This window comes from Micromonospora sp. NPDC049240 (assembly GCF_040647835.1).
Taxonomy (GTDB): Bacteria; Actinomycetota; Actinomycetes; order Mycobacteriales; family Micromonosporaceae; genus Micromonospora.
Genome location: NZ_JBEZCX010000003.1, coordinates 359,219 through 372,474, shown reverse-complemented (window position 1 = coordinate 372,474; position 13,256 = coordinate 359,219). Strand labels below are relative to the sequence as shown.

The window sequence follows — 13,256 nt, the reverse complement described above, 5'->3', positions numbered from 1 at the left end:
CAACGGAGATGACGACCAAGTTAACGCTAACAATCGCTCTTAGCGTGGCGTTTACATAGTCGACTGTCAACGCTTCGTTGGCATCAGAGATCAACGAGAAGCGATGTTAGCGCTCTCAACATTGTCGCTGCGGCACGGATGCCGTACGCTCTGCTCGCGGCCCGCCCTCACGGTTCTGTGAGGAGCAACCATGCCCTTGAACCGCCTGCTGACCCTGGGGGTCGGCGCCTGCGCGGCGGTCGTGCTCAGTGTGCCGGTCGCCGCGGTCCCGGCCTCCGCCACCGGGTCCCACCCGCACCGCCACGGCGGCAGTCTGGTGCTGGTCGGCGGCGCGCTCGCCGACGACAACCGGGAGATCTACGACGACATCGTCCGGCTGGCCGGCGGCCCCGGAAAGGCCCGGATCGGCATCCTCACCGCGGGCGCGCCGGTGCCCGCCGAGGATCCCGACGCCGGCACGCCGGACTGCAACAACAGCGTCTGCAACGGCGACTACTACGCCGATCTGTTCCGTTCCTACGGGGTGGCCGACGCCCGGTGGATCCCGATCGACCTGGACCACCCGGGCGCCGCCGACGATCCGGCGGTGGTCCGGCAGATCGAGTCGATGACCGGGTTCTTCCTCGGCGGCGGCGACCAGTACCGCTACGTCACCACGATGACCCGGGGCGCGGCGCAGCGGGACAGCGCGGCGCTGGCCGCGATCCGGCGCAAGCTGCGGGGCGGCGCGGTGGTCGCCGGCACCAGCGCCGGCGCGCAGATCATGGCCGGCCGGGACATGATCACCGGTGGTTCCACCGAGCCGGGGCTGCGCGACGGTGCGAAGCCGGGTTACTTCGACGATCCGGACGTGCTCGGCTACCTGCCGCGCGGCGGGTTCGGGTTCTTCACCGCCGGGCTGGTCGACACGCACTTCTCCCGCCGGGGGCGGGAGGCGCGGTCGATCCGCCTCGCCTCGGACACCGGGCACGACCGGGTGTTCGGCCTGGACGAGAACACCGCGTTGGAGGTGACCGGCGTCGGCGGCCGGCGGCAGTCGCTTCGGGTGCTCGGGCAGCGTGGGGTCGGCGTGCTGGACCTGCGTCGGGCCCGGGTCACCGACCACGGCGGGGTGTGGGGGATCGAGGGCGTGCGGTGGAGCCGGCTCACCGCCGGGGACGCGTACGACGCGCCGCACTGGCGGCTCGTGCCGGCCGCGGGCAAGTCGCGCGTCCGGCCGGCCGCCGGCGCGTGCGCCGCGACGCCGTCCGAGGACGTCTTCTACGACTACGCCATGGTCGGGCTGGTGGAGGACGGTCTGGCCGCTCGTGCCGGGTGCGTGGCGGTCGGCGGCACGTCGTACGAGAAGGACCCGATGTGGGTGGCGCGGCTGACCCGGGGCGCCGGCTTCGCGGCCTGGCGCGGCGCGACGGCCACCACGTTCACCGATGTGGTGGTCGGCATCCGACCGGCCTGACGCGGGCGGGCGGCGTCGGGCCGGGTGCTCGGCGCCGCCGTCACCGGCATGTAACAGAAGTTACTTATTGAGCAGTGAACGTAATGGATGTAACTTCTGTTTCATCGCTTCGTGGCCCCTCGGAGGTGCCCATGTCCCCTTCCCGCAACTCTCGCCGGCTCGCCGTGACGGCGGCCGCCGCCGCGCTGCTCACCGTCGCCCCGCTCGGCGTCACCGCCGCACACGCCCAGGTCACCCGGGTACGTCAGGGCAGCGCCACGGACGCCAGCCGGGCGAGCTGGTCCGGCCCGGCGTACACCATGAACGGCTCCGGCGGCATCGTCACCGCCACCATGACCAGGGCGGTCGACGCGATCCGCGGCGGCACCGGCGCGATCGACGTGGTGGTGGTCGCCGGCTCCGGCTCCGGCACCCCGGAGTGCGACGTGATCACGCCGCTGGCCGGCGTCAACTCCTGCACCACGCTCACCCTGACCGCCACCGCGGACGGCAACAACAGTCAGGTCAACGCGGACATCCGCAACGCCGAGTTCGTCTACTTCGCCGGCGGCGACCAGTGCCGTTACGTGGCCTGGAAGGGCACCGCGCTGGAGGCGTCGGTCGAGTCGGTGGTGGCCAAGGGCGGCGGCGTCGGCGGCGGCAGCGCCGGGCACCACGTCAACAGCGACGTGGTCTACGACGCCTGCACCGCGAGCACCACCTCGGCGACCGCGCTGGCCAACCCGTACGACAGGTCGTTGACGTTCACCACCGGCATGTTCCGCTGGCCGAACTACGCCGGCACGATCAACGACTCGCACTTCGTCACCCGGGACCGGATGGGCCGGACCATCGCGTTCGTGGCCCGCGCGGTCAAGGACGGGCTGGTCGCCGGCGGCAAGGCGTGGGGCGTCGGCGTCGAGGAGGGCGCGTCGCTCTACGTCGACCGGGCCGGCCGGGCCACGCTCAGCGGCCCGAGCGCGTACGTGGTGCTCGGCGACCACCAGCCCGAGGTGGCCGTGTCCGGGCAGCCGCTCACCTACACCGGCGTCAAGATCTGGAAGCTGACCGACGGGCAGAGCTACGACTTCGCCAACCGCCCCACCTGCGGCTACTACCTGCGCAGCGTGCGCGCCGGCGTGCCGGACAGCAGCCTCTACAGCGGCACGCCGGTGACCGACTGCTCGTCCACCCCGCCGCCGTCGGGCGGGTCGTCCTACGCCGAGGTGGAGCCGAACGACTCCCGGACCGCCGCGAACGACATCTCCGGCCTGACCTACCCGGCCACCGTCACCGGGGACATGAAGAGCACCGCCGACCGGGACTACTTCTCGCTCACGCTCGGCAGTGGACAGACGCTGACCGTCAACTGCGCGGTGCCGTCCGCCTACGACGCGGACCTGTACCTGCTCAGCGCCACCGGCAGCACGTTGACCCGGTCGGTGAACGACGGCGCCGGGACGGACGAGTCGGTCACGCTGACCCGGACCGCCTCCGGCTCGGCCACCTACCACCTCGACCTGGAGGCGTACGCCGGCTCCGGCGCCGCCGACTACGCCTGCGCGGTCACGAAGTCCTGACCGGACGGGGTTCGTGGGCGGGCGGGCGACGCCCGCCCGCCCACGGGCCGGTGGGCCGTTACGCTCTGCTCGTGCCGAACTCCGAAGCTGTCGACGATCCGCACGTGGTGGGCGTCGCGGCGCTGATCCGTGGGCGGCTCGGCGAGTGCAGCCCGGCCGAGCGCCGGGTCGCCCGCACGTTGCTCGCCGCCTATCCCTCCGCCGGCCTGGGCACGGTGGCCGCGCTCGCCGAACGCGCCGAGGTGAGCGCGCCGACCGTGCTGCGGCTGCTGTCCCGGCTCGGCTTCGGCGGGTACCCGGAGTTCCAGCGCGCGCTGCGCGACGAGTTGGCGGAGCGGGAGACCTCGCCGCTGACCGCCTACCGGGCCGCCGAGCACGGCGGGGCGCCGCCGGAGGGCGCGTTGCCCCGGGCCGCGGCGACGCTGCCGGCGGCGGTGGCCGGCACGCTCGCCGACCTGCCCCGGGGGGAGCTGGACGCGGCCGTGCGGCTCCTCGCCGACCAGCAGTTCCGGGTCACCGCGGCCGGCGGCCGGTTCTCCGCGCTGGTGGCCAACTACCTGGTGCTGCACCTGATGCAGGTGCGCGGCAACAGCCGGCTGCTGCCGCCCGGGCCGGTGGCGCGCGCCGACATGCTCGTCGACGTCGGCAAGCGGGATCTCGTCGTGCTCTTCGACTTCCGCCGGTACGAGGAGCCGACGCTGGCGCTGGCCCGGGAGGTGACCGCGCGGGGCGCTCGGGTGGTGCTGTTCACCGACCGCTGGCTGTCGCCGGTGGCCGGGCTGGCCGAGGTGGTGCTGCCCGCCCGGGTCGACTCGCCGTCGCCGTACGACAGCTTCGTGCCCACGCTGGCGTTGGTGGAGACGCTGGTCGCGGCGCTGATCGACAGGCTCGGCCCGGTGGCCGGCGCGCGGCTGAAGGCGATGGAGGGGGCGCAGCAGGCGTTCGGCGACCACTGAAACGTCCGTTACAAAAAACTGTAACCCCACCGAGATCGTAACGTGAGTTACAGTCCGGGGGCTGGCTGATCCGGCCCCCGGAAGGACTCCCCATGCGCATCCGTTCCCTCGCTCTGGTCGGCGCGACCACGGCGTTGCTCGCCGCCACCACCGCCTGCGGTGGCGCCGCCACCGGCGGCGCCACCGACGAGATCAAGCCCGTCTCGGTCACCATCGACGGTGTCGGACCGGTCGAGACCGACAAGGCCGTCGCCGCCAAGGTCCCGTCCGACGTCCGCGGTCGCGGCACCGTCACGGTCGCCACCAACGCCCCCTACCAGCCGTTCGTCGACTTCAAGGTGGAGGGCCGCACCGACCAGTTCGTCGGCCTCGACCCCGACCTGTTCCAGGCCGCCTCGGCCCGGCTCGGCCTCAAGGCCACCTTCACCCAGCAGCCGTTCGACGGCCTGGTGCCCGGCCTCCAGGCCGCCAAGTACGACGCCATCGCCGGTGGCATCACCGACAAGAAGGAACGCCAGCAGGTCGCCACGTTCGTCGACTACTCCGCCTCCGGCACCGGGTTCCTGGTCGCCGCCGGCAACCCGCTCGGCGTGAAGACGGTGGCCGACCTCTGCGGCCGGACGGTCGCCGTGCAGAAGGCCAGCAACCAGGCGAAGAACCTGGCCACGTACGCCAAGCAGAGCTGCGCCGGCCGGCCGCTGGAGATCAAGGAGTACCCGGAGAACCCGCAGGCGGTGCAGGCGCTGATCGCCGGCAACGTGCAGGTGGTCGCCGCCACCCGGGTCAACCTGGTGGAGACCGCCGGCTCGCTCGCCGGCAAGGCCGAGCTGGTCGACGACCCGTCCTCGCCCAACGGCTGGCTGGCCAGCCCGAACGGCTTCGGGTTCCTCAAGGCGAACAAGGAGCTGGCCGAGGCGTACCGGGCCGCCGTGCAGTCCCTGATCGACGACGGCACCTACGGCAAGATCCTGGCCCACTGGAAGCAGACCCCGATCGCGATCGACAAGGCCACCGTCGACCAGGCCATCGACTGACCGGCGGACTACCGCCCCCCGAACCGCGGTCGCCGGGCGCCCTTTCGACTCCGTGAGGGCGGGCCCGAAGGCGCCCGGCGACCGCCGCACCCCTGCCGGAGGCACTCCCACGATGACCACCACCGAAACCCCGACGGTACGGGTCGTCCCCGTCCGCCACTACGGCCGCTGGCTCACCGCGCTGGTCGTGGCCGGGCTGGCCGCGATGTTCCTGCGGGCGTTGCTGACCAGCCCCAACCTCGAACCCCGCACCGTGGCCCACTACCTGTTCCAGGACTACGTGCTCGACGGCGTGGTCACCACGCTCTGGCTCACGCTGCTCGCCATGCTGCTCGGCACCGCCGGTGGCGTCCTGCTCGCCGTGCTGCGGCTCTCCGACAACCCGGTGCTGCGCGGCGTCTCGTGGACGTTCATCTGGGTCTTCCGCGGCACCCCGCTGCTGGTGCAGATCATCTTCTTCGGGTTCCTCGGCGCGCTGTTCCCCCGGATCACGCTCACCGTGCCGTTCACCGGCACCGTGCTGTTCGACCGCCCCACCAGCGTGGTGATCACCGGCACCGTCGCCGCCGTGCTCGCGCTGTCGCTCAACGAGATGGCGTACGCGGCCGAGGTGATCCGCGGCGGCATCCTGGCCGTCGACGACGGGCAGACCGAGGCCGCCGCCGCGCTCGGCATGGGCCCCACGCTCACCCTGCGCCGGGTGGTGCTGCCCCAGGCCATGCGCGTGATCATCCCGCCGATGGGCAACGAGACCATCACCATGCTCAAGTCGACCGCGCTCGTGTCGATCATCGCCGGACGGGACCTGATGACCGCCGTGCAGAGCGTCTACCAGAACAACTACAAGGTGATCCCGCTGCTCCTGGTGGCGGCGATCTGGTACCTCGCCCTGGTCAGCCTCCTCTCCGTCGGCCAGTGGCTGATCGAGCGCCGGTTCGGCCGCGGCTTCGCCCGGGGAGGCGTGCGATGACGGCGATGGTCCGTGCCGAGGGCGTGACCAAGCGGTTCGGCCCGGTCGAGGTGCTCAAGGGCATCGACCTGACCGTGGCCCCCGGCGAGGTGGCCTGCCTGCTCGGCCCCTCCGGCTCCGGCAAGTCGACGTTCCTGCGCTGCGTCAACCACCTGGAACGCATCGACGGCGGGCAGCTCTCGGTGGACGGCGAGCTGGTCGGCTACCGCCGCCAGGGCGACAAGCTGCACGAGTTGAAGGCCCGCGAGGTGGCCGTGCGCCGCCGGGACATCGGCATGGTGTTCCAGCGGTTCAACCTGTTCCCGCACCTCACCGCGCTCGGCAACGTCACCGAGGCGCCGGTGCGGGTGCTGCGCACCCCGCGCGAACGCGCCCGCGCCGAGGCGATGCGCCTGCTCGACCGCGTCGGGCTGGCCGAGCGCGCGGACCACTACCCGAGCCAGCTCTCCGGCGGCCAGCAGCAGCGGGTGGCGATCGCCCGGGCGCTGGCCATGCGCCCGAAACTGATGCTCTTCGACGAGCCCACCTCCGCGCTCGACCCGGAACTCGTCGGCGAGGTGCTGGACGTGATGAAGGGGCTCGCCGCCGACGGCATGACCATGGTGGTGGTGACGCACGAGATGGGCTTCGCCCGCGAGGTCGCCGACCAGGTCGCGTTCCTCGACGACGGCGTGGTGGTCGAGGCCGGCCCGCCGGACGAGGTGCTCGGCCGACCCCGCCACGAGCGCACCCGCGCCTTCCTCGACAAGGTGCTCTGACATGGACCCGCTGCTGCGCGCCGCCGGTGACCGGCTGACCGCGTACCACGACCGGCTCGCCCGACTGGTCGCGGTCGACTCCGGCTCCGGCCAGGTCGACGGGCTGCGGGAGGTCTTCGACCTGGTGCAGGGCTGGTGCCTCGGCGCCGGGCTGTCCGTCGAGCGGGAACCCGTCGCCGACCCGGCCGGCCGGCCGCTCGGCGACGTGCTGGTCGCCCGCCGCCGGGGCGCCGGCACCCGCCGGATCCTGCTCGCCGGCCACCTGGACACCGTGTTCCCGCCGGGCACCGCCGCCGCCCGCCCGTTCCGGGTGCAGGACGGTCGGGCGTACGGGCCGGGGGTCAGCGACGACAAGGGCGGCGTGCTCGCCGGACTCGCCGCCGTCGAGGTGCTCGCCACGTTGGACCGGCACCGGTACGGCGAACTGGTGCTGGTCTGCACGCCGGACGAGGAGATCGGGTCGGTGGGCAGCCGGCCGCTGCTGCGTACCCTCGGAGCCGAGGCCGACGTGGCGCTCTGCCTGGAGTGCGCCCGCGACAACGGCGACCTGGTCTCCGCCCGCAAGGGCGTCGCCGACCTGGCGGTGACGTTGCGCGGGCGGGCCGCGCACGCCGGCATCGAACCGGAGCGCGGCGCCAACGCGCTGCTCGCCGCCGCCCGGCTGACCGTGGCGCTGGACCAGCTCAACGGCCGCTGGCCCGGGGTGACGGTGAACGTCGGCGCGTTGGAGGCCGGCGGCCGGCCCAACGTGGTCGCCGACCGGGCCCGGATGCTTGTCGACCTGCGGGCCTGGCGCACCGGCGAGTACGAGGCCGCGCTGGCCGAGATCCGCCGGCTGGTCGCCGCGCCGCTCGTCTCCGGCGTGCACGCCGAGCTGGCCGTGCAGGCGCCCACCCCGCCGTGGGAGCCGGACCCGGCCGGGCGCCGGCTGGCCGAGCTGGCCGCGAAGGTGGGCGCCGGGCTCGGCGTACCGGTGTCGCACGCCGCGACCGGTGGCTGCGCCGACGCCAACCTGCTGGCCGAGGCCGGCGCGACCGTGCTGGACGGGCTCGGCCCGGTCGGCGGGGCCGACCACAGCCCGGGGGAGTGGCTCGATCTCGACTCGGTGGTGCCGCGGGTGGCGTTGCTGGCCGGCCTGGTCGACGCGCTCGGCCGAGCCGACACGTAGCGTCGGGTTGGGCCTGGCCCGGCGGCTCGCCACGGCCTGCCCGGAATGCGTCGCGCCCGGGTTCGGCCCGCGCGGCAACCCCTGAGCGCCGTCCCGGTTCAGGCCAGCCGGGCCCCGGCCCGGTTCGGCGGTCGCAGGCGGCCGACGCGCCGGACCGGTGGCGGGGCGCTGGGACGCACCTCGACGAGGGTCAGCTCCGCGTCGTGCCAGACCATGCCGTGCAGGCCGCAGCAGCCGGCGCGTACCGCCCGGTCGAGCAGGGGGGAGTGCCGGCGCAGCGCGGCGAGCGTGGCGCGCACCCGTTCGGGTCCGCTCCCGTGCGGCAGCGAACAGGCGGTATGGCCGAGCACCACCACCAGCGGTGTGCCGAGGTGACCGACCGCGTACTCCAGGCTGCCCCGCACCGAGGGCCCGGTGCTCAGACCGGCGGCGCGGACCGCGAACACGTCGGCGCCGCCGAACACCGTCACCGCTTCCGGCTGCGGATCGGCGCAGGAGAGGACCGCCGCCACCGGTGCGCCGGCCGGGGCGAACGGCGTGGACGCCGCGCCCACCCGGAACCGGTGGTGTCCCGCCCGCAGCCGGGCGAGGGCGAAGCTCGGGCTGACGGGCCATCCCTGCGGCGGCGATCCGGTCATGTCCATCACTGCTCCTCGTGACGAGCCACTGTCGTGCGTCTCACGATACACGAATTAGAAATCGTGTAATAGAGTGCGCTTGTCTGAAGGAGGTGGCGATGGACGTCGCACTGGTCCTGGGAGTCCTGATCGGGCCCGCGTCGGCGGTGCTCGGCGCGTTGGCGGTGCCCGACCCGCGCCGGGCCGCCCGGGTGGTGGGCGCGTTGCTCGGTCTCAGCGCGGTGGCGGCCACCGCGCTGCTGGTCCGGGTGGCGGCCGACCCGGCCGTACCGGGCGTGCTCACCCGCGTCGACACGCTCGGGCCGGCGTTCTCCGTCGGCGTCCGCGTCGACCGGTTCACCGCGCTGTTCGTGCTGCTCGTCTGCGGGCTGGCCGCCGTCGTCGCCGGCTACGCGCGCCGCTACCTCGACGGCGAGCCGGGCGCCCGCGCGCTCCAGGGCCGGGTGGCGGCGGCCACCACCGCGACGCTGGTGATGGCCACCGCACCCAGCCTGGTGCAGTTGGCCGTCGGCTGGATCGCGGCCGGGCACCTGCTGGTCGGCCTGATCGGCCACTACCGGGACCAGCCCAGGGTGCGGGCCGCCGCCCGCCGGACCCGGCGACTGTTCCTCGCCGGCGACGCCGCCCTGGTCGCCGGCCTCGCGCTGCTGGTCACGCCCGCCGGCGACGCCGACCTGGACGCGGTGCGCGCCACCGCCGGCGACCGGCCCGGGTGGCTGCTCGCCACCGCCGGCGCGCTGCTGCTGGCAGCCGCCATGGTCCGGTCCGCGCAGGTGCCGGCGCACCGCTGGCTGCCGTCCACCCTGGACGCGCCGACCCCGGTCTCGGCGTTCCTGCACGCCGGAATGGTCAACGTGGCCGGGTTCCTCATGATCACACTGGCGCCGGTGGTCACCGCCGCGCCCGGGATGATGCCGGCGATGGTGCTCGTCGGCCTCGTCACCGCCGTCTCGGGGCTGCTGTTCGCCGCGGTGCGCACCGACGTCAAGGGCACCCTCGCCCGGTCCACCGTCGCGCAGATGGGGTTCATGCTCACCCAGTGCGGGCTCGGCGCGTTCGGGCTGGCCGCCGTGCACCTGGTCGGGCACGCCGTCTACAAGGCGTACGCGTTCCTCTCCGCCGGTGGCGCGCTCCAGGCGCAGGCCCGCGCCGCCGGCACGCCACGACCGGAGGGCCCGCCACCCACCCGGTCCCGCGTCCTCGCCGCCGCGACGGTGATCGTCACCGTGCTCGCCACCGAGCTGCTGCTCGGGACCACCGCGAGCGGTGCGCTCAGCGCCGCGCTGGTCGCCGCCGCCGCGCTCGCCGCCGTGTGGTCCGCCCTCGCCGACCGGGCGCTGCCGGCCCGTACCGCCGCTGCCCTCACCGGCACCGTGGCGGCGCTGGCCGGCGGACACCTCGTCGCCGGGCGGGTGGTCGACCGCTGGCTGGCGCTGCCGACCGGGACGAGCCTGCTCGGCGTCGGCGCCGTGGCGTGCGTGCTCGCCGTGGTGGCCGTCGCCGGGGCCGTGCTGCGCCGCCGGCCGAGCGCCACGCTCTGGTGGTGGGCCTGGCACGACGGCGCCGCCGTGCCGCGGGCCCGCCGGACGGCCCCGCCCGGCGGGCCGACCCCCGCGGCGCTCACCGTGCCGCGCCCCGGCCTGCTCGACCGCTCGGACGGCGCGCGGGTCGTCGCCGCGGCGACCGCCGCCGCCGACCACGTCGGCGCCGTCGGACCGCTGGACGCCTTCGTCGCGGTGAACCCGCTCGCCGGCCGGGAACGCGTGCCGTTCGCCCGGGCCACCGCCGAGCTGCGGGGTCTCGCCGGCACGCGGACTTACCTGCCGGCCGCCGAGTACCGGCAGCGGCTGCGCGACGGCCGGATCACCCCGACGGACCTTGCCGCCGTGCTCCCGCCACCACCGCGCGCCGCCGGTGCGGTCCTGCTCGGCCACCGGCGGATCGACGTCACCGACCTCCAGTTGGCCGTGCTGGGCCACCCGGTGCACGACGGGCCGCCCCCACCGGCCGACCTGCTCGCGGTGGCGCGGCGCCGGCTCGCCGAGCTGCCCGCGCGGCCCCGCCCCCGCACCCCGGGCGAGGCCGGACCGCACACCCTCGCCGAGACGCTCGACCGGGCGCTGGGCACCCGGACCACCGCGGACGTCGACGACCTGGTGGCCGCCTGGTGCGCGGCGCACAGCGGACGCCCGGCGGCGCTCTGGCCGGTCCCCGGCCCGACGGACGCGGGCTGCTGGGCGCGCTGGCGGCGGATGGCCGGCGCCGATCCGGCCCTGGCCCGGCGGGGCGTCACCGGTCTCGCGACGCTCGTCGACGCACTGCCCGAGGCGCCCGAGCAGGCCGTCGCGGTGCTCCTGCGCGCGATGGGGGTGCCGCCGGCGGCCTGGTCCACCTACCTGTCCCGGTCCCTGCTCCGGCTGCCCGGCTGGGCCGGGCACGCCCGCTGGGCCCAGGCCAACCCCGGGCAGGGGCCGGCACTGAGCCCACTGGACCTGCTCGCCGTGCGCCTCACCTACGAGTACGCGCTCGCCGGCGCCGCCGCCCAGCGCCACCTGGAGCTGCCCCCGGTGCTGGACTCGATCGCCGCCGCGACACCCGCCACGCTCCCGAGGTCCGCCGGGATCACCCCGGAGGCCCTCGCCCGACTCGCCGGCGCGCTCGACGTCGACGTCGCCACGCTGGCCTGCCTGCCCGGGGAGACCGTGGCCACGCTGCGGGAGGTGGCCTGCCAGTTGACCCCGTCCCGGCAGTCCGAGGTGTGGCTCGCCGCCGCCGAGCACGCGTACCGGCGACGGCTGCGGTACCGGCTGGACCGGGGCGTGGACCGGCCGGCCGTCGACGTCCCGGCGCGCGCCCAGGCGGTGTTCTGCATCGACGTGCGCAGCGAGGGCCTGCGCCGCCACCTGGAGGCGACCGGGCCGGTCGACACGTACGGCTTCGCCGGCTTCTTCGGCCTGCCCGTGCGTACCGTGACCGCCGGCGCCCGGCGCGGGCGGGACCGCTGCCCGGTCCTCATGCGACCGGTGGCCACCGTCGAGGCGGCGCGGGCCGGCCACGCGGCGCGCTCCCGGCAGGCCTGGCGAAACGCCTACGCCGCCGCCAAGGCGAACCCGGTCGGCGCGTTCGCCTTCGTCGAGGTCGCCGGCGTGCTCGCCACCGCCGCCCTGCTCCTGCGGGCCGCCGCCCCGGGCCGGTTCCTGCCGCCCGCCGACCACACCGCACCGACCGTCGCCGACCTGACCGCCGCCATGAGCCTCGACGAACAGGTCTACTACGCCGAGGCGACGCTGCGCACGATCGGGCTCACCGCCGGCTTCGCGCCGCTGGTGCTGCTCTGCGGGCACGGCGCCACCAGCGCCAACAACCCGTACGCCGCCGCGCTGGACTGCGGCGCCTGCGGCGGCAACCGGGGCGGGGTGAGCGCCCGTCTCGCCGCCGGGATGCTCAACCGGCCCGAGGTGCGCGCGGCCCTCACCGACCGGGGCATCCACCTGCCCGACGGCACGCACGTGCTGGCCGGCGAGCACGACACCGTCACCGACGAGGTGCGGCTGTTCGACCTGGACGCCGTGCCCGCCGGGCTGCGACCGGCGGTCGAGGAACTGGCCGGCCGGCTGGCCGGGGCGGGCGCGCGGCTGCGCGCGGAACGGGCCGCGCGACTGCCCGGCCGGCCGCGTCCGCGCCGCCTGCCCCGGCGGGCCGGGGACTGGGCGCAGGTCCGCCCGGAGTGGGCGCTGGCCGGCAACGCCGCGTTCATCGCCGCGCCCCGCGAGCTGACCGCCGGCGTCGACCTCGGCTGCCGGACGTTCCTGCACTCCTACGACTGGACCGGTGACCGGGACGCGGCGGCGCTGGAGGCGATCATGACCGGCCCGCTCGTGGTGGCCGCCTGGATCAACCTCCAGTACTACTTCTCCACTGTCGACCCGCAGCGGCTCGGCGCGGGCACCAAGACCGTGCACACCGTGCTCGGCGACGCGCTCGGCGTCCTCTCCGGATCCGGCGGCGACCTGCGCCTCGGTCTGCCGCTCCAGTCGGTCGCCGACGGCACGCGGCCGGCGCACGAGCCGCTGCGGCTGCTCGCGGTGGTCCGCGCCCCGCACCACCTGGTCGACGCGGTGCTGGGCCGCAACCCCGGGCTGCGCCACCTGGTCGACGGCGGGTGGCTGTCGCTGACCGTCGTCGACCCCGGCACCGGCGCGTGGTCCGAGCCCGCGCCGGGTGGATCGTGGCGGGCGCTGCCCGCCCCGCGCCACGTCACCGCACCCGCCACCGAGCCGCCCGCGCGCCACCCGGCGCCCGCGACGGAGAAGGAGTACACGGCATGAACGAACTGGGACTGACCCGCATGGTCAAGGTGGAGGTGGTCACGCGCGCCGACGACGCCGACGCGGTCCGCACCCTGCTGCACGCCTCCGGGGTGAGCGGCTGGACCAGCCTGAGCGGCGTCTCCGGCTTCGGCCACCACGGCACCCACGAGGGGCGGCTGCTCTTCAACGACCGGGCCGGACTCGTCATGGTCATCGCCGTGCTCCCGCCGGGCCGGGCCGAGCCGGTGGTCACCGGGCTGCGCGACATCCTGGCCCAGCGGCCCGGCGTGATGTTCGTCAGCGACGCCTGGGTCAGCAGACCCGAGTACTTCGGCGCCGACCGGGCGGCGGAGTGACCGCCGGGGACCGTCCCCGGCCGCCCGCCCGGCGGGTGGTACGACGGTAGG

General features: G+C 75.1%; 10 protein-coding genes. 9 read left to right on the top strand and 1 reads right to left on the bottom strand.

The features are described from left to right. The first annotated feature begins 190 nt into the window (after nt 1–190). The 7 genes from AB0B02_RS06945 (at nt 191) to AB0B02_RS06915 (ending at nt 7,901) form a co-directional block, all read left to right on the top strand. Nucleotides 191–1,456 carry a cyanophycinase gene (locus AB0B02_RS06945; protein WP_357297586.1) on the top strand — a complete coding sequence of 422 codons (1,266 nt, stop codon included), beginning with the start codon at nt 191–193 and terminating at the stop codon, nt 1,454–1,456. Nucleotides 1,457–1,587: 131 nt separating this feature from the next. Continuing rightward, nucleotides 1,588–3,015 carry a hypothetical protein gene (locus tag AB0B02_RS06940; RefSeq protein WP_357297581.1) on the top strand — a complete coding sequence of 476 codons (1,428 nt, stop codon included), beginning with the start codon at nt 1,588–1,590 and terminating at the stop codon, nt 3,013–3,015. A 71-nt stretch (nt 3,016–3,086) separates the two neighbouring features. Further along, on the top strand, nt 3,087–3,971 hold the full coding sequence (locus AB0B02_RS06935) for a MurR/RpiR family transcriptional regulator (RefSeq protein ID WP_281942126.1): 885 nt from the start codon (nt 3,087–3,089) through the stop codon (nt 3,969–3,971). A gap of 92 nt (nt 3,972–4,063) precedes the next feature. Then, on the top strand, nt 4,064–5,005 hold the full coding sequence (locus AB0B02_RS06930) for a transporter substrate-binding domain-containing protein (RefSeq protein ID WP_281942125.1): 942 nt from the start codon (nt 4,064–4,066) through the stop codon (nt 5,003–5,005). Between the two features lie 112 nt (nt 5,006–5,117). Beyond that, nucleotides 5,118–5,975, top strand: coding sequence for an amino acid ABC transporter permease (locus AB0B02_RS06925; protein ID WP_281942123.1), 858 nt, complete (start codon nt 5,118–5,120; stop codon nt 5,973–5,975). Next, nucleotides 5,972–6,733 carry an amino acid ABC transporter ATP-binding protein gene (locus AB0B02_RS06920; RefSeq protein ID WP_281942121.1) on the top strand — a complete coding sequence of 254 codons (762 nt, stop codon included), beginning with the start codon at nt 5,972–5,974 and terminating at the stop codon, nt 6,731–6,733. The genes AB0B02_RS06925 and AB0B02_RS06920 overlap by 4 nt, the downstream gene beginning before the upstream one ends. Before the next feature lies 1 nt (nt 6,734). Further along, a complete protein-coding gene (locus AB0B02_RS06915) occupies nt 6,735–7,901 on the top strand; it encodes a M20/M25/M40 family metallo-hydrolase (protein WP_281942119.1) in 1,167 nt (388 codons plus the stop codon). Nucleotides 7,902–7,999: 98 nt separating this feature from the next. Here the strand turns inward: AB0B02_RS06915 and AB0B02_RS06910 are convergent, their stop codons facing one another. Then, nucleotides 8,000–8,545 carry a carbonic anhydrase gene (locus tag AB0B02_RS06910; RefSeq protein WP_357297573.1) on the bottom strand — a complete coding sequence of 182 codons (546 nt, stop codon included), beginning with the start codon at nt 8,543–8,545 and terminating at the stop codon, nt 8,000–8,002. Between the two features lie 92 nt (nt 8,546–8,637). Between AB0B02_RS06910 and AB0B02_RS06905 the strand changes: the two genes are divergently transcribed. Beyond that, complete coding sequence (locus tag AB0B02_RS06905) at nt 8,638–12,867, top strand: putative inorganic carbon transporter subunit DabA (RefSeq protein ID WP_357297569.1); 4,230 nt, start codon at nt 8,638–8,640, stop codon at nt 12,865–12,867. Further along, a complete protein-coding gene (locus AB0B02_RS06900; protein ID WP_107157278.1) occupies nt 12,864–13,205 on the top strand; it encodes a DUF190 domain-containing protein in 342 nt (113 codons plus the stop codon). The genes AB0B02_RS06905 and AB0B02_RS06900 overlap by 4 nt, the downstream gene beginning before the upstream one ends. The last annotated feature ends 51 nt before the right edge of the window (nt 13,206–13,256 follow it).

What these genes read in the sequence shown, in the direction of transcription:
- AB0B02_RS06910 (WP_357297573.1), bottom strand. Translation starts at nt 8,545, where the DNA reads ATGGACATGACCGGATCGCCGCCGCAGGGATGGCCCGTCAGCCCGAGC.
- AB0B02_RS06900 (WP_107157278.1), top strand. Translation starts at nt 12,864, where the DNA reads ATGAACGAACTGGGACTGACCCGCATGGTCAAGGTGGAGGTGGTCACG.
- AB0B02_RS06905 (WP_357297569.1), top strand. Translation starts at nt 8,638, where the DNA reads ATGGACGTCGCACTGGTCCTGGGAGTCCTGATCGGGCCCGCGTCGGCG.
- AB0B02_RS06920 (WP_281942121.1), top strand. Translation starts at nt 5,972, where the DNA reads ATGACGGCGATGGTCCGTGCCGAGGGCGTGACCAAGCGGTTCGGCCCG.
- AB0B02_RS06925 (WP_281942123.1), top strand. Translation starts at nt 5,118, where the DNA reads ATGACCACCACCGAAACCCCGACGGTACGGGTCGTCCCCGTCCGCCAC.
- AB0B02_RS06930 (WP_281942125.1), top strand. Translation starts at nt 4,064, where the DNA reads ATGCGCATCCGTTCCCTCGCTCTGGTCGGCGCGACCACGGCGTTGCTC.
- AB0B02_RS06940 (WP_357297581.1), top strand. Translation starts at nt 1,588, where the DNA reads ATGTCCCCTTCCCGCAACTCTCGCCGGCTCGCCGTGACGGCGGCCGCC.
- AB0B02_RS06945 (WP_357297586.1), top strand. Translation starts at nt 191, where the DNA reads ATGCCCTTGAACCGCCTGCTGACCCTGGGGGTCGGCGCCTGCGCGGCG.
- AB0B02_RS06915 (WP_281942119.1), top strand. Translation starts at nt 6,735, where the DNA reads ATGGACCCGCTGCTGCGCGCCGCCGGTGACCGGCTGACCGCGTACCAC.